This window comes from Rhizobium rosettiformans, from assembly GCF_016806065.1.
In the GTDB taxonomy this organism is placed as follows: Bacteria; Pseudomonadota; Alphaproteobacteria; order Rhizobiales; family Rhizobiaceae; genus Allorhizobium.
Map to the genome: position 1 here is coordinate 22,738 of NZ_CP032406.1, position 16,588 is coordinate 39,325.

Annotated in this window: 14 protein-coding genes; 7 read left to right on the forward strand and 7 right to left on the reverse strand. The window is 60.5% G+C overall.

Annotation, left to right across the window (positions count from 1 at the left end):
• Positions 1-17: 17 nt before the first annotated feature.
• From D4A92_RS21690 to D4A92_RS21715, 6 genes are all read left to right on the forward strand, one after another.
• Positions 18-998 carry a Bug family tripartite tricarboxylate transporter substrate binding protein gene (locus tag D4A92_RS21690; protein WP_203020524.1) on the forward strand — a complete coding sequence of 327 codons (981 nt, stop codon included), beginning with the start codon at positions 18-20 and terminating at the stop codon, positions 996-998.
• A gap of 57 nt (positions 999-1,055) precedes the next feature.
• Positions 1,056-1,523 carry a tripartite tricarboxylate transporter TctB family protein gene (locus D4A92_RS21695; RefSeq protein ID WP_203020526.1) on the forward strand — a complete coding sequence of 156 codons (468 nt, stop codon included), beginning with the start codon at positions 1,056-1,058 and terminating at the stop codon, positions 1,521-1,523.
• Positions 1,523-3,013: a tripartite tricarboxylate transporter permease gene (locus D4A92_RS21700; protein WP_203020527.1), complete on the forward strand. Its 1,491-nt coding sequence runs from the start codon at positions 1,523-1,525 to the stop codon at positions 3,011-3,013. Before D4A92_RS21695 ends, D4A92_RS21700 begins: the two co-directional genes overlap by 1 nt.
• Positions 3,010-3,708 (forward strand): GntR family transcriptional regulator, encoded by a 699-nt coding sequence (locus D4A92_RS21705; RefSeq protein WP_203020529.1) that lies wholly within the window; start codon positions 3,010-3,012, stop codon positions 3,706-3,708. The genes D4A92_RS21700 and D4A92_RS21705 overlap by 4 nt, the downstream gene beginning before the upstream one ends.
• A gap of 27 nt (positions 3,709-3,735) precedes the next feature.
• Entirely contained in the window at positions 3,736-4,596 is an 861-nt protein-coding gene (locus tag D4A92_RS21710) for an isocitrate lyase/PEP mutase family protein (protein ID WP_203020531.1), read from the forward strand.
• Positions 4,597-4,699: 103 nt separating this feature from the next.
• Positions 4,700-6,589 carry a bifunctional sugar phosphate isomerase/epimerase/4-hydroxyphenylpyruvate dioxygenase family protein gene (locus D4A92_RS21715; RefSeq protein WP_203020533.1) on the forward strand — a complete coding sequence of 630 codons (1,890 nt, stop codon included), beginning with the start codon at positions 4,700-4,702 and terminating at the stop codon, positions 6,587-6,589.
• Positions 6,590-6,913: 324 nt separating this feature from the next.
• Here D4A92_RS21715 and D4A92_RS21720 read toward each other — a convergent pair whose 3' ends face one another.
• From D4A92_RS21720 to D4A92_RS21750, 7 genes are all read right to left on the reverse strand, one after another.
• On the reverse strand, positions 6,914-8,356 hold the full coding sequence (locus D4A92_RS21720; protein ID WP_203020535.1) for a M20 family metallopeptidase: 1,443 nt from the start codon (positions 8,354-8,356) through the stop codon (positions 6,914-6,916).
• Positions 8,357-8,485: 129 nt separating this feature from the next.
• A complete protein-coding gene (locus D4A92_RS21725; protein ID WP_203020537.1) occupies positions 8,486-10,030 on the reverse strand; it encodes an ABC transporter substrate-binding protein in 1,545 nt (514 codons plus the stop codon).
• A gap of 28 nt (positions 10,031-10,058) precedes the next feature.
• Positions 10,059-10,901 (reverse strand): serine hydrolase, encoded by an 843-nt coding sequence (locus tag D4A92_RS21730; RefSeq protein ID WP_203020539.1) that lies wholly within the window; start codon positions 10,899-10,901, stop codon positions 10,059-10,061.
• A 20-nt stretch (positions 10,902-10,921) separates the two neighbouring features.
• The gene (locus tag D4A92_RS21735; protein WP_203020541.1) at positions 10,922-12,550 is read right to left on the reverse strand and encodes an ABC transporter ATP-binding protein; all 1,629 of its coding nucleotides are present in this window, start codon (positions 12,548-12,550) and stop codon (positions 10,922-10,924) included.
• Positions 12,547-13,365: an ABC transporter permease gene (locus D4A92_RS21740; protein WP_203020543.1), complete on the reverse strand. Its 819-nt coding sequence runs from the start codon at positions 13,363-13,365 to the stop codon at positions 12,547-12,549. Before D4A92_RS21740 ends, D4A92_RS21735 begins: the two co-directional genes overlap by 4 nt.
• On the reverse strand, positions 13,362-14,306 hold the full coding sequence (locus D4A92_RS21745) for an ABC transporter permease (protein WP_203020545.1): 945 nt from the start codon (positions 14,304-14,306) through the stop codon (positions 13,362-13,364). The genes D4A92_RS21740 and D4A92_RS21745 overlap by 4 nt, the downstream gene beginning before the upstream one ends.
• Positions 14,307-14,483: 177 nt before the next feature.
• Positions 14,484-15,389 (reverse strand): LysR family transcriptional regulator, encoded by a 906-nt coding sequence (locus D4A92_RS21750; RefSeq protein WP_203020547.1) that lies wholly within the window; start codon positions 15,387-15,389, stop codon positions 14,484-14,486.
• Between the two features lie 883 nt (positions 15,390-16,272).
• Between D4A92_RS21750 and D4A92_RS25125 the strand changes: the two genes are divergently transcribed.
• Positions 16,273-16,566: a Fic family protein gene (locus D4A92_RS25125; protein ID WP_246754146.1), complete on the forward strand. Its 294-nt coding sequence runs from the start codon at positions 16,273-16,275 to the stop codon at positions 16,564-16,566.
• Positions 16,567-16,588 lie beyond the last annotated feature (22 nt).

Consider the following 16,588-nt stretch of genomic DNA (forward strand, 5'->3'; position numbering starts at 1 on the left):
CCCAAGGAGGAGAAATCATGTCTATCAAACGTCGCCACACGCTCGCGCTCGCAGCCAGCCTTGTCATGGGCACACTCTATTCCGGCCCCGCTTTCGCCGAGTGGCCGGAAGGCCCAGTCACCATGGTCGTTCCCTGGGGTGCGGGCGGTGGCACCGATGCCACCGCGCGGATGATCGCCAATCTCCTGCAGAAGGAACTCGGCGTACCGGTGCCGGTCGTCAACCGCACAGGCGGTTCCGGCGTTGTCGGACATGCAGCCATTGCCGATGCAGCCCCTGACGGCAGCACCATCGGCATTGCCACACTCGAGATCGGTACCATGCATCATCTCGGCCTAACTGAACTCGACTACAAGGCCTATACGCCCGTCGGCCTATACAATTCCGACCCCGCAGCCATCTTCGTGCGTGCCGACAGTGAATATGCCGACATGAAGGCGCTGCTGGAGGCCCTATCCAAGGCCGCCGATCGTGAACTGAAGGCGTCAGGTTCCGCCCAAGGCGGGGTCAACCATCTTGCCGTGGCTGGCATGCTGGCAGCCGTCGGCCTGCCGGTGGAGCGCGTCGCCTGGGTGCCGTCCGAAGGGGCTGCGCCAGGCCTGCAGGATCTAGCAGCCGGCGGTGTAGCCATCGCAACCGCATCGATGCCGGAAGGCGAGGCGTTGATGCAGGCAGGACGGATCAAGCCGCTTGCGATCTTTTCGACCGCCCGGCTTGAGAAATATCCCGATGTTCCGACCTTCCAAGAGGCATCAGGACATGACTTTGCCATGGGCTCATGGCGCGGCGTGGTCGCACCTGCGAGACTTGCCCCCGAGGTCGTGACCAAGCTCACCGATGCGGTCGCAAAGGTAGTCAATGACCCGGCCTACCTGTCCTTCATGCAGGAGCGCGGCTATGCCACGCGATGGACACCGGGCCAGGAATTTGAAACCTTCATGGCAACCTCGGACGCAACGCTGGGCGAAACGCTCAAGTCCGTCGGACTCGCCAAGTAATCATGGCAGGCCTGCATGCGTTCAGCATGCGGGCCATACCCTCACGAAGGGGTTTTCATGAAGTTTCACGATTCGATCATAGGCCTATTGCTGGTCGCCTTCGGGGGCTGGGTTCTTTGGCAGGCGCAGGGCTTTCCTGACATGCCGGGCCAGATCATCGGCCCCGCGACATTTCCGACTCTGCTTGGCTGTCTCTGTTTGCTTGGCGGCCTGATGCTCATCTGGGAGGGCCGCAAAGCCTCGCCACACGCGCTTATCTCGCTCCATGACGGATGGCGCATCGGCTCGCGGATCACCTGCGTTGCGGTTGCCATCCTCGGCACGCTGCTTCTGGCTGTCACCTTCGAGCAAGTCGGCTTTCCGGTTGGCGGCACGCTGCTACTTTCGGCACTGTTCTTGTCCGCGGGGCTCACCCATCCCAAGTGGATCGGGGTATCAGCAGTCTTCGTGCTGACGGTTCATCTGGTCATGACGCGTCTTCTCTATGTGCCCTTGCCATCCGGTTTCGTGAAGGGGCTGCTCTGATGTATGCAAATCTCGATACGGTCATTGATCTCGTGTTCAATTGGAACATGCTGATCGTGATGGTGAGCTGCTCGGCATTCGGCCTGTTCGTCGGCGCCGTTCCCGGACTGTCGGCCACCATGGCCACGGCGATGCTGGTGCCGATCACCTTCTTCATGGACCCGGTACCGGCGATCGCGGCGATCGTCACGACGGCGGCGATGGCGATTTTCGCCTCAGACATTCCAGCCGCCCTCATTCGCATCCCCGGAACGGCAGCGTCTGCGGCCTATATCGGCGATCTAAACGCCCTGACCATGCAGGGCCGGGTCGGACGCGCGCTCGGCATTTCCGTGGTTGCATCCGCCATCGGCGGCCTGTTCGGCTCGGCGGTGCTGATGTTCGCGGCCCCGCAGCTGGCGGAGGTGTCGCTCAATTTCACGTCATTCGAATATTTCTGGCTGGCGCTGCTTGGCCTCTCCGCCGCAGTGATGCTAGGTTCCGGTTCGCTGCTGAAATCGCTAATGTCCTTGCTGTTCGGCCTGATGATCGCGACGGTTGGCATGGATACTACGGCCGGCCACCCGCGCTTCACCTTCGGTCTTTCCACGCTGCTGGATGGCGTCGCCTTCGTACCGGCGCTGATCGGCGTATTTGCCATACCGGAACTGATACGCACCTTCGTCAACCGCGAGCGCACACCGCCGGCCGCCCCGGTCGGCAATCCCTTTCGCATGTTCGCGGGGCTCGGCGGCGTACTCTGGCACTACAAGACCAATCTGGTCAGGGGATCGGTTATCGGCACGACGGTCGGCATCCTGCCTGGTGCGGGTTCCGACATAGCCTCCTGGATATCCTATGCCGTCTCTAAACGCTTCTCCAAGCAACCGGAGCGTTACGGCCACGGCTCGGAAGAGAGCCTGGTGGACGCCTGCGCGGCCAACAATTCCGCCTTGTCGGGGTCCTATGTGCCGGCCACGGTGTTCGGCATACCGGGCGATTCCATCACCGCGATCGTCATCGGCGTACTCTATATGAAGGGCCTCAATCCCGGTCCGCTTGTCTTCATCAACAATCCCAACGAGGTGATGGCGATTTTCGTCACCTTCTTCCTTGCCAATCTCTTGATCGTGCCCTTCGGCCTGCTGGCCATAGCCCAGGCCTCGCAGGTCCTCCGGGTGCCCAAGCTGACGCTGGCTCCATTGATCCTGGGCTTCTGTGTTGTCGGTGCCTATTCCATAAACGCGGCTGCCTCCGGCGTCGTCATCATGCTGGTGCTCGGTCTCTTCGCCTATCTCATGGAAGAGAACGGCTTTCCGGTCGCGCCACTGATCCTCGGGCTGGTGATGGGCCCGTTGGTTGAGCGTAATCTGGTGACATCGCTGATCAAGGCCGATGGTGTACCGCTCGTCTTCATCGAGCGACCAATTGCGGCTGGTCTTGCCCTGCTTGTATGTGTTGTCTGGGCTGTGCCGGCGTGGTTGCGGCTGAAGCGGGGACGAATGACATGAAGAAGATTGCGCAACCGCAATCCCTGGCTGAGATAGCAGCGGCACAATTGCGCGAGGCGATCGTGACCGGCAAGTTCCGGCTGGGCGAAAACATCTCGGAGGAAAAGCTGGCGCAGCAGATGGGTATCAGCCGCACGCCGATCCGTGACTGCATGGCGATTCTGTCGAAGGAGGGGCTCGTCGTGGTGCGATCCAAACGCGGCTCTTTCGTCTTCGAGACAAATGTGGCCGATATCGGCGAGATCTGCGACTACCGGCTGATGCTGGAATTGCAGGGCATCAAGGCCGCGATCGGCCAGGCCCGTGGAGATTATCTCGCCGCCATGACGCAGATCCTGCGAGGCATGGAAGAAGCGCTTGAGCGAGGCGACAGCGTCGCCTACGGCACGGCCGACACGGCATTCCACCAGCTTGCGTTCGATCTCTGTGGCAATTCCTATCTGCGCGACGCCTACAGCCTGGTTGCCGGGCGTATCGCGGCCCTGCGCGCCAATATCACCGCGCCCTATGACGAGCGAAGACGAGAGTCCTTCGGCGAGCATTGCGCCATGGCTGACATGATCGCCGACGGACGCTTTGCGGAGCTAGAGGCGGCGCTCTCCCTTCATGTGAGGCGAACGCGCGACGTCTATATCAGGGCCATCAGGGAAGGACATCTCGGACCGGCCAGCGCCGCCGTTGATGATCCGGACTGACATCAGGACCATCAAATGGAGACCAGCATGCATCCAGCAGACCGCTTGAAGACCCTGATTTCTGGTAGCGAGATCGTCATGGCACCCGGCGCGCCCGATCCGCTGACGGCCCGGCTGGTGGAACAGGCGGGTTTTCCCGCAGTCTACATGACCGGCTTCGGCGCCACCGCCAGCCATCTCGGCGTACCGGATCTGGGCCTGATGGGCCAGTCGGAAATGACCACCCATGCCCGCAACATGGCGCGGGTCGTGGGCATTCCGATCATTGCCGATGCGGATACTGGTTATGGCGGCCCGGCAAATATCGAGCGCACTGTCCAGGAATATATGCAGGCCGGCGTGGCGGCCATCCATCTGGAGGACCAGCAGCAGCCCAAGCGCTGCGGCCAGCTCGCTGGTGTCAGGCTGATACCCGCCGAAGACAATGTCCGCCGGCTGAAATGTGCCATTGCGGCCCGCAATACCGCCAAGCTTCTGGTCATCGCGCGCACCGACGCCCTGCCAGCATCCGGCGCCGACGAGGCTATTCGTAGAGCCAACATGTATCGCGATGCGGGCGTTGACCTCGTCTTCGTCGACGGCATCAAGTCCATCCGAGAGATCGAAACCATTGCCAGAAATGTCGAGGGCCCGAAGGTGGTGAGCATCGTTGACGGAAACGAGACAACTGATCTTAAGGCAGAAGAGCTCGGGCAGATGGGTTTCCAGATCGTGCTCTACGCCGTGTCGACATTGTTTTCAGCAGTTAGGGCCGTTCAGGGCACACTTTCGGTCCTGAAGCGGGACGGCACTCCCAAAGTCCGGCAATCCGCTATGGTGACCTACCAGGAGTACAGTCAGATCGTCGGGCTCAAGGATTTCCAGTCCCTTGACGACCGCTTTGGTTGAAAGGGGTTCGCACTCTGTTTTGTGTCCACCGTAACAGCCCTCGTGTCGGACCCAACATAGAACGACAGACACCAATCCTGCTGAACCAAATCAGGAAGTCACCATGAAAACCTCGATCGCCACCGTTTCAATCAGCGGCGAGTTTCCCGAAAAGCTGGCAGCCATTGCCAAGGCCGGTTTCGATGGTGTCGAGATCTTCGAGAACGATTTTCTCGCCTTCGACGGCAGTCCACGCGACGTCGGGCGCATGGTGCAGGATTTCGGCTTGGAGATCACGCTGTTCCAGCCCTTCCGCGATTTCGAAGGCATGCCCGAGACGCACCGGTCGCGAACCTTCGACCGGGCAGAACGCAAGTTCGATGTCATGCAGGAACTTGGCACCGATCTCGTACTCGTCTGTTCTAACGTCTCGCCGGTTTCGCTCGGAGGCATCGACCGGGCAGCGGCCGATTTTCACGAACTGGGCGAACGGGCCGCGAAACGCGGGTTGCGGGTGGGCTATGAGGCTCTCGCCTGGGGCCGGCACATCAACGACCATCGCGATGCGTGGGAGATTGTACGACGTGCCGACCATGACAGTATTGGGGTCATCCTCGACAGTTTCCATTCGCTTGCGCGCAAGATCGACATCGGCTCCATTCGATCGATACCCAAAGACAAGATCTTCATCGTCCAGCTTGCTGATGCACCGCTGATCGGCATGGATCTGCTCTATTGGAGCAGGCACTTCCGAAACATGCCGGGCGAAGGAGATCTGCCAGTCGCCGACTTCGTGGCTGCTGTCGCGGCGACGGGGTATGACGGCTACCTCTCCCTGGAGATCTTCAACGACCAGTTCCGTGGCGGCTCGCCGCGGGCCATTTCCGTCGATGGCCATCGTTCGCTGGTCTATCTAGGCGACCAGGTGCGACGAAAGCCCGGTGCTGCAGGCTTGACGGTACCGTCGATGCCGGACCGAGCATCAGTGGCCGGCGTGGCGTTCATAGAGTTTTCGGTTGGCGAGGGCGATGCCGAGCTGCTGATCGCGATGATGCATGCACTCGGCTTCCGGAAGACCGCTATCCATAAAACCAAAAATGTCAGCGTCTACCAGCAAGGTGATATCCGCATTCTCCTCAACACGGAAGAGGTTGGCTTCGCCAGCAATGCCTATGCCGTTCGCGGCGCCTCGGCTTATGCCATGGCCTTGCAGGTCGAAGCCACATCGGCCGCCATGGCCCGCGCTGTGGCCTTGGGCGCAGAGCCTTTCAGTCAGCCGGTTGGCCCTGGTGAACTCGACATTCCCGCAATCCGCGGGGTCGGCGGGACCTTGATTTATCTGGTGCATGCCAAATCCGACCTCGGGCGAGTGTGGGAGATAGACTTCCAGCCCGCCGAAGACGAAGCCGCACCGAATTCTGTGGGCCTGTTTGCTGTCGATCATGTAGCCCAAACGGTGGCCTATGAGGAAATGCTGACCTGGCTCTTGTTCTACACATCGATCTTCGAAACCAAAAAGTCTCCCATGGTCGACATCATCGATCCGTCTGGAGTGGTGCGCAGCCAGGTCATCCAAAACGATGAGGGAACGCTGCGCATCACGATGAACGGTGCGGAAAACCGGCGCACGTTTGCCGGCCACCTCATTGCCGAGACATTCGGGGCTGGGATCCAGCACATTGCCTTTCGCACCGAGGACATTTTCGCCACGGCCAAGGCGCTCCGCAGCAACGGTTTCAATGCGCTGCCTATCTCACCGAACTACTATGGCGACATCGAAGCGCGTTTCGGTCTGCTTCCTTCACTGACTGAGCGGCTCAAGTCTGAGAACATCCTCTACGACCGCGACGAGCACGGGGAGTACTTCCAGCTCTACAGCGGCACCTACGGCGAGGGCTTCTTCTTCGAGATCGTTCAGCGCAGCGGGTATCAAGGCTATGGCGCCGCCAATGCAATATTTCGCATCGCGGCGCTGAAAAGACAGTTGAGACCTGCGGGAATGCCAAGAGCTTGATGATGTCCCCGCTCGTCTGACGTCGGGAATCCTTAAACGTTTCTTTTCGCGCAGGATCCATAAATCCAGCGTTTCCTTGATCTCCATCGCTTCATACCCCGCAGCACTTAAGAATCCACAGCGTGCTTCGTATTCCGATAAAGAAATTCCACCGAGTCGAACTGCATAACGATCTTTCAAATTTCCTTGGGGTGCGGGGATTTCATGGAAAAATTCTCCTGAAGAATCCACTTGGTCGCAGAAGCCGCCGGTATACCTCCTGCGTCGCGTCAAGCCTCTACATTGGATATTACTTGGCTGGTTAGGCTGCTGCTGCGTTCTGACCTAGGACTGCATCCCTGGCATGATCTCAGATGGGATCGGGCAGACGTACGATCGGCCATCGGTTTTGTCTGCCCACTCCGCTTTCGCTGCAGCGAGAAGATCCGGGGAGGTCATCAGCGCCAGGCCGGTGGTGGCAATCGCCTTCGCCGCATGCGCCATCGCCTTGTGTGCCGCTGGGCTCTTACCCTGCGCCACCACCTGCCAGGTGTGGGGATTAGTGCCGATCGCCCAGGTTGGTGTCCAGCATTGGGCCGTGGGCGTAACCCAGCTGACATCGCCGACATCGGTAGAGCCGGCACGAAAATGCGACTGCCCTTCGAAGCTGCGCAAACCGAGATGCAGCGGCGTCGAGCCGTCGACCCTGGTGTTGGAGAAGACGTCGCCCTTCATCTGGTAGAGCCGGATGCTGCTCCTGATCGCCTCGTCCGTGAATGTCTCCTGGATCGATCTGGCGAACGCGAGGTCGGCCTCGTCGAAAGCGATTGGACCGAGCGCTACCATGTTCTCATGCATGGCGGTTTCGAGCGTAATGTTCGGCAGGAGGTTGGTAGAGGCCGTGTCGAAGATGATCTCGACCTCAGTTTCCGTCATCATTGCCGCCCCACGCGCCACCTTATCGACGCGCCTTGCAAGATCGAGCGCCTGCTGCATTTCCGGTGCACGGATGAGGTAAACCACTTCCGCCTGCGCCTGGACGACATTGGCCGCTCGACCACCGGCATCAGTGATCGCATAATGAACGCGGCAATCCTGCATCATGTGTTCGCGCAAAAAGTTGACCCCCACGTTCATCAGTTCGACCGCATCAAGCGCTGAACGTCCAAGATGCGCGGCATTCGAAGCATGTGCCGCGAGCCCCTTGAAGCGATAGTAGTATTCGAGAACGGCGAGGTTGTTGGTGGAACGCACGCCGTTGAACGGCGCCGGATGCCATGTGAGCGCCGTGTCGACATCGTTAAACAGCCCGGCGCGGACCATGAATGTCTTGCCGGAGCCACCCTCCTCGCCCGGGCAGCCGTAGTAGCGCACAGTGCCAGCGAGGTTGTTCTCTTTGATATGCTTTGCAAGCGCTATCGCAGCCATGAGTGAACCGACGCCGAGAAGGTTGTGGCCGCAGCCGTGGCCGGTGCCGCCGGACGATAGCGGCTTGTGCTCGGCAATGCCGGCCGCCTGGCTCATGCCAGCCAGCGCGTCGAATTCGCCAAGAATGGCGATGACAGGCTTGCCGCTACCGAACTCGCCGATGAAGGCTGTGTCCATGCCGGCGACGCCGCGTGTGACTGCAAAGCCCTTCTCCTCAAGCGTGGCCGCGAGCATCTCCGACGACTGCTTCTCGTCGAATTTGAGCTCGGCGAAATCCCAGATGCTGTCGCTGATCCTGCTGAATTCGGGCTTCATCGTCTCGATCGCATCGGCAATCGACGTGACGGCGTCGCGGTTCATGGCATGTCCTTTCTGTCTGTCCCCGCCCCTATCGGACGGGCGCGACAAATCTGCCGGCGGCTCGAGTGCCGGATCATCTCGATGAAATTGGAATACCGCGCCGGCTGATTGCTCAGCGCGGTAGGGCGATCATTCCTCGACGGAAACTTCCCAGAGGCGGGCGTTGGACTGCCAGACGGGCATGCCCTTGAGCTTCTTAGTGGCACCCCACACGTCGACCATGTCGTAGAGGAAGATGCCCGGCATCTCCTTCAACATCAGTTCGTGGAACTCGTCGAAGATCTTTTGGCGCTTTTCTTGGTTAAGCTCCACATAAGCGGCCTTCATCAGATCGACGGCTTTCGGGTCGTCCCACATCAGCGAGGCGTTCTTGTCCTTGTCCCCAACATAGAAAGCGTACATCAGTGCTGGGTCGAGGCGCGGCGCGACCGACTGGGAGATCACCTGGTAGTTGCCCGAGCGGCGCCGATCGACCTGGGTAGCATAATCGAGAACCTCGATCTGCACGTTGAGGCCCACCTGCTGCATCATCGCCTGAGCCATGATCGCAGCCGGAAAACTCGGCACGTTGCCGCGCTTGTTGGCGATGATCGAGATCGGCTCGCCCTTATAGCCGGCAGCTGCCAGTTCCTTCTTGGCAGCCTCTACGTCGTAAGGCAGGCGCGTCTTTTGCGTGTCATTGAAATAGACGCTGTCCTGCGACACCATCGAGCCGTTTGCCTCACCGGTGCCGTTTGACGCCGCGGCGACCAGTTCGTCCAGATCGAGCGCCATTGCCATCGCGCGGCGCACGCCCGGATTGCTCAGAACCTTGTCGCGGGTTTGGATGTAGAAGAGGTTCTTGCCGTTGTTGCGCGACACGATCAGCTGCGTCTTGTCGTTCGATTGGAATTCCGGGATCAAGTCCGGCGAGATTTCGGCCGTATCGAGCACGCCGGATTCGAGGCCCGCCTTGACGGTAGAGGCGTCAGGAATTGTCATGAACTTCACGCCGTCGACGAGCGGTCGCTTGGAACCGACCATGCCGTCCGGCTCGCCATCGTTCTCGGGCGAGACATAGTCGGCGAACTTCTTCAGGCGGATGTATTCACCCTTCTTCCACTCGTCCCACTGGAACGGACCAGTGCCGATGGGCGTGGCGAAGCTTCCATCGGACGCAACCGAGGCCGGCGAGATCATGCCGGTATAGCCACATTCCGGGCGCGACATGAGGCCGAGAAAGACCGCCGACGGCTTCTCGAGCGTGATGGTCACCGTCGAGGCGTCGGTTGCCTCGATGCCGGTGACGTGGGCCGCACCACCCTGGGCAAAATCGGCGAGGCAGGTCCATTTGGTTTCCGGCGTCAGATAGCGGGTCCAGTTCCACACTACATCTTCGGCGGTCAGTGGCTTGCCGTTGTGGAACTTCACATCGGTACGCAACGCGAAAGTATACGTCAGACCATCAACCGACATTTCGACGCTTTTTGCCAGGAGCGGCTTTACCTCGCCGCTGTCGTTGTAGCCGACAAGGCCCTCGACTATGTGCAGGATAACACTGTCGGTATTGCCGTCGCGATTGACGCCGGGATTGGCGCTACGCAAGTCGGAACTCTGGGCAATCGTGATGTCACGCGCTCCGGCGACTTGAGTGAAGGCGAGCACCGCAACGCCCGCGAGAAGAAACTTTTTCATTGTTCTACCCTCTTTGCTTTTGTTGATATTACGATTGGAAACAGTTCCAGGCGGTTTCGGCGAGCCTGCCGATCGTCTCGAGAGACACCGTGTAACCCGGCGTACCATCCGGCATCACCTGCGGCACGTCGTCGGTGTAGGCCGTGATGATGAAAAACGGCGCGCGGTCCTTGTAGACTATACCGGCATCCATCCGGCCACGCTTGCCGCGACCGCTCTTGCTGGCGACCAGCGTTTCGAAGGGCAGGCGCGAGCGGATGCCGTAGCGTAAAACCTGGTTCTTCAGGGTCTCCATCGCAAAGCCGCAGAGGTCGGCGCTGCAGCCGAGCTTCTCCTGTGCTTGCGAGGAGGATTGCGCATCAAGGATGGTCTGCAGCAGCAGCACCTGGTCGGCGGCTGAGGTCGTCGTCACCGTCGTCAGCGCGTGGTCGGCCGGCAACGCCAGCGGCGGAATGAGAAAGCGGTGATGGGTATTGGCCATACCGACAGCCTTGCAATAGCTGTCGACCTCATTGAGCGTCAGCCGCTCCAGCACCATCTTCGTGCAGACATTGTCGCTCAGCACCATCATTCCGGTGATCGCGTCGCGCAGCGAGATGACGATACCCGGCGTCATGAAGCGGAACATGCCGCTGGCCACTTGCTCGGCCAGCCGTTTCTCGTAGGTGACCGGCTCGTCGAGGTTGATACGGCCCTCATGCGCAGCCTTCAGCGCCGCCATCATGATCGAGGTTTTGCGGGTACTGCCGGACGGCGTCTCCTCGTCGGCACCGCGAGCGATCTCCTCACCGGTCAGGAGATTGCGCACCATGAAGCGGGTAACGAAGGGCTGCGCATCGCAGATCGCGTTCAGCGTGTCGGAGGTCGTCATGGTCGGGATCCTGTTCAGCATCAGTTGTCGAAGCGCCACTTGAGAGACACGCCGCCGGTCGCGTTGTGGTCGAGCGCCGGAATGGCGGAGAGGAGCCGGCGTGTGTAGCTTTCCTTCGGCCTGTCGAAGATCGCGTCGCGAGCGCCCTCCTCGATGATCCGGCCGTCCTGCATGACGACGACGCGGTCGGCGACCTGTTCAACGACGCCCAGATCGTGGCTGATGAACAGGCAAGAAAAGCCATAGCGTTTCTGCAGGTTGGAGAAGAGATCGAGCACCTGTGCCCGAACCGTCACGTCGAGCGCCGAAACCGGCTCGTCGGCAATCAGGAAGCGCGGGCGGCGCGCCATCGCGCGGGCAATGGCAACGCGCTGGCGCTGGCCGCCGGAAAGTTCGTGCGGGTAGCGGCTGGCATAGCTGGCGTCGAGACCGACCTCCTCCAGCGTTTCCAGCGTTCGCTTGCGCTTGGCTGCCGCATCGAGGTTCGGCACCAGCCGCAGTGCTTCCTCGACCAGAGCAAGGATCGTCATGCGAGGATCGAGCGAGGAATACGGATCCTGAAACACCATCTGGCAGTTCATCCGGTAGTCCTGCCAGTCTTGGTCGCGCGTCCGTCCCTGAAAGCGAATCTCGCCTTCATTTTCCCGAACCAGCCCGGATATGGTGCGGCCAAGCGTCGTCTTGCCGGACCCCGATCCCCCGACGAGTGCGACAACCTCACCCTCGTGAATGTCGATGCTGACGCCATGCAGGGCACGCTTCGCCTTGGCTTTTCCGAACAGCGACTTGCGACCGGGATAATCGACAACAATGTTCTTGGCGGACACGATCGGCGCTTTCGACATGTCAACCGCGCGCCGTTCGCCCCTGAACGGCAGGGAGGAGAGCAGCTTCTGCGTATAGGGATGCTGCGGCGCTTCCAGCAGGCTTTCGGTGCGGCCGTGCTCGACGATCGAGCCTTTTTCCATGACCACGATGCGGCTCGTGTAACGGGCCACCATGGGCAGGTCGTGGCTGATCAGGAGAACTGCGGTACCTTCGGCGCGAGTGAGCTCCACCATCAGTTCCATGACGTCGCGCTGGATGACCGCGTCGAGCGCCGTAGTCGGTTCGTCGGCAATCAGTAGAGCCGGCTTCAGCAGCATGACGGAGGCAAGCATGATGCGCTGGCGCATGCCGCCAGAGAATTCGTGCGGATAGGCGGCGAGCGCACCCTCTGGATCACGGATGCCGACACGACGCAGCATCTCAAGGATGCGGACGCGCCGCTCGTCGGGCGTGAGCGTCGTGTGGAGGATGAGCCCCTCCTCCAGTTGCCGGCCAATGGTCATCGAGGGGTTGAGGGAGGTCATCGGTTCTTGGAAGACGACGCCGATCTCGGCACCGCGCAGGCGGCGAAGCTGCCCGGCATCAAGGCCCAGCACGTCGCGCCCCTTGTAGGCGATGGATCCTCCGCTGACCTGGATGGCAGGAGGCAGCAGCGAGATCAGTGCGCGGGTGGCCAGCGTCTTGCCGGAGCCGCTTTCTCCAACGATGCCGAAAATTTCGCCGGATTTGATATCGAAGGAGATCTCGTTGACAACCTTGTGGCCGGTGCGGGCGACCTCAAGTGAAAGGCCGCGGACGCTCAAAAGGGTTTCCGTCGTCATTTCAGACCTCTCATGCGCGGGTCGAGCCGGTCGCGAAGGGCATCGCCCAGAAGATTGATGCCGAGCAGGGTCAGCGCGATGCAGAGGCCGGGGAAGAGGCCGAGCCAGACGGCCTGCTGGATGAAGGGTCGGCCGGCAGCCAGCATGTTGCCCCAGGTTGGCGCCGGCGGCGGCACGCCGAGACCGAGGAAGGAGAGCGCGCTTTCCGACAGGATGGCCCAGCCGAACATCGAGGTGGCAAGCACCGTGATCGGCGCCAGGCAATTGGGCAGGACGTGGCGGAACATGGTGAACAGCTCACCATTGCCCATTACCCGCGAAGCTTCGATGAACTCGCGTTCCCGCAGTGACAGAACCGCACCGCGCACGACGCGCGCCATGGACGGCGTGTAGGCGATGCCGAGCGCAAAGATGATGCCATACTGGTTGGCGCCGAAGACGGCGAGCAGGCCGAGGGCGAGCAGGATGCCGGGAAATGCCAGCAGCGCATTGTTGACCGCCATGATGACGCCATCCAACCAGCCGCGGGCATAGCCGCTGACCAGCCCGATCAGCGTGCCGCAGATGGTGGCAAAGCTGACCGTCAGGAAGCCGATCCAGACACTCGCCTTGGCGCCGACCATCAGGCGGCTCAGCACATCGCGGCCGAACTCGTCGGTGCCCAGAAGATGGACCGCACTCGGGGCGGCCAAACGCGCCGTGAATGACAGCTTCATCGGGTCAAAAGGGGTCCAGACGAGGCCGATAGCGGCGGTCATCAGAAGGACAGCAATAAGGATGCCGCCGATGAGGCCGTTGAGGGTAAACGTCTTCATTCGGCAACAACTCGCGGATCAAAGAGGGGATAGAGCAGGTCGACGACGAGGTTGACCAGCACGTAGGACAGGGCGACGAACAGCAGACAGCCTTGGATGACCGGGTAGTCACGGGCAAAGATGGCATCGACCATCAGCCGTCCGAGGCCCGGGATGGTGAACACCGTCTCGATGACCGCGATACCGCCGAGCAGGTTGCCGAGGATAAGGCCGATCATCGTCCAGGTCGGGCCAAACGCATTCTTGAACGCATGGCGCCAGAGGACGGCACTTTCCGACAGCCCCTTGGCGCGGGCGTGCGTGATATAGTCGAGCCGCAGTACCTCCAACGTCGAGGCGCGCGCCATGCGGATCAGCACGCCGGCCTCGTGGATGACCAGCGTCATGACCGGAAGCACCAGATACATCAGCCCGCCGACGACGTTGTCTCCGATCGACACGTGGCCGAGCACTGGCAGCCAGCCGAGCTTCAGACCGAAGAAGAGGAGCAGCAGCAGGCCGAGCCAGAAGGTCGGGATTGACAGGAGAACCGTGGCCGTGCCGACCAGCGCGAGGTCGGTGACGCTATTCTGCCGCCATGCGGCGATGACGCCTGCGGGGACCGCGATTAGGCTCGCGAGCAGCACCGCCACCAGAACGATCTCGGCACTGACGGCAAAGCGCGAGACCACCAGCGGCAACACCGGCTCGTCGTTGACGATGGATTTGCCGAAATCGCCATGCAGCACATTGCCGGCCCAGATGACGAACTGCTGCGGCATCGACTTGTCGAGCCCGAGTTCGGTGCGCATCTGCGCAATCTGCTCAGGCTGGGCCATGTCGCCCAGCATCAGGGCTGCTGGATCGCCGGGAATGAAGCGGATAAGGGTAAAAACGGTGATCGAAACGAGCACGATCGTCGGAAGCGCCATCACGAGACGGTTCAGAATAAATCTCAGCATGATATTCCCCACGATTGATGGCCGGTTTTCCCTCCGGTCACCACCGGTTTCTTTGGGAAGACTATGACGACGCGATCAAAATGGCGCAACAGTATGATAAACTTCATAGCGTTATGCAGCCCGCGCAGCATCCGGCGGCAATCATGATGCCCGAGAATCAATGTTAAATAACTGAATTCATGCAGTTTGTTGTGACAGCTGGATCTGTCGTTTCAGCGCGTTGCTGAGAGCCTGTGCGGCAATTGACAACGGTACGCCTGCTGCTCGAGCAAGGCCAAACTCCTGCGATGCCCTCGGCACAAATGGTCGCTGCACCACCGGCAGGTGACGGTAGAGGTTGGCGTAGAAGCTGCTGATGATGCTGACCCCGAGCCCATGCGCCACGTAGGAGCAGGCTGAACTGTTGGTATGGGTCTCGATCTTTACCACCTGCTTGACCCCGGCGCGCTTGAAGGTCTGGTCGAGCGACATGCGGTTGGGTCGCTGCCGCCCGATGAGGATCAGCGGCACGTTGCGCAGGTCCTTCGCGGAGATCTCCTCCAGTTGCGCAAGCGGATGATGCTCGGGCACGACGCAGACGCTGGTGCCGCTCGCCACCTTCTCCACCGCGATGCCGGGACCCGTTTCGCCTTCCATGCGCAAGAAACCGATGTCGATAACGCGCTCGCCGACCAGCTTGTTGATTGCCGTCGTCGTCTCGAAGAACGTCTCAATACGCACGCCGGGGAAGTCGCGTACGTAGTCCACGAGCATCGCCGGCGCGAAATTCTCCCACATGCTGCTCGGTAGGCCGATGCGGACGATCTCCGGGCCAGAGGCGCCACTGCGCAGGTCTTCCGCGTTCCCGGACATGCGCTCCACGGCCAGCAGCACGTTTTCAGCATCACGCCCGAGCGCGAGCGCTTCCGGCGTCGCGATCAACCGTCCCTTGTCGCGGGCGAAAAGCGTGATGGAGAGATCCAGCTCCAGCTGATGCAGCATACGGCTAACACCGGATTGGCTTAATCCCAAGGCCTTTGCCGTGGCGATAGTCGAGCCGGTCGCCAAAAGCGTGCGCAGCACTTCTAACTGTTTGATGTTCATACGGCCGACACCCTCGATGTAAAGCGCTCAAAGTAACGGCCGGTGTGTCAAAAATGCAGACCGTGGCTGCTTGGCAGGGACAGGAAGGCCGCAACGAACGTAGTAGGAAAAACCGGATACGAATCATAGCCGATATTCAACCCTAAACACTTTGCGGGACTTGGGTGACACCAACTTCAGAGGCCGATCCTGGCGCGAGAAGTGTGCTTCTACGCGAGGCGCGACGGATAACTCGATGTCGTGCACGCGATCAGGAAGAACTACCCACGTGAAGTATCTATGGGTGTCCTCGATCTGCGGCCACAGGGACAGTTACCGCGAGATTGATACGGCGTTAGTCTGCGCCTCGCGCACAAGGGCGCTTGAGCTCGCCTCCCGGAGAACAGTGAACCGTCCGGAGAAGCATTCGGGCGTCCCTAACTTGGAACCCAGGTGCCGCGAAACGCGACCGAACAGTTTGGGGCGCAGCAACGTCAAACTTCTAAGTTCGTATTGCTGCAAGCAACCCGTCTGAAAGGTCGGTCGCATACCATTCACTCTCGATCGAAGGGTACAGCGATACTCCGGAACTCATTGATCGCGTGCGCGATGGTACGTGGGATCCGGATGTGGATCAGCAGGATAGGCAAAGCCCGGATGCCTTGGCAGCACGCGGTTATTGGCAGGCATTTCAAAGCGTGAAGGAATCTGTTGCGGAGATTCTCCGCGGCGCACCGGCAGGAGCCGTTGTCCGAAATCAACATAGGGATTGGTACCGCGAATTGTTCGGTCCCTCGGTCGCTGCAGGTATTCTGAAACCGAGCGCCCTCGCGGGCTATCGAAACCACCCTGTCTTCGCGGATCATGGCATGTACCACCGCGTTCCGAAGCGGTTCCTGATGGAATGGACACCCTGTTCGATCTACTGGAGAAGGAAAGCGAACCAGCGGTTAGGGCAGTCCTTGGCCACTGGTTGATAGGCTATGTTCATCCCTATCCTGACGGCAACGGACGGATGGCGCGCTTCCTGATGAACGCCATGTTCGCCTCGGGTGGATTTCCATGGGCAGTGGTTAGGGTTGAGGATCGGTCAACTTATTTGGCCGGCCTTGAACAGGCGAGCGTCCACATGAACGTCAAACCGTTCGCGGAATTCATCGCGGAGCGCACTTCTTGGTCGATGAGTAAGGCACTCTAAAATCATCGATCGCCTTGATGGG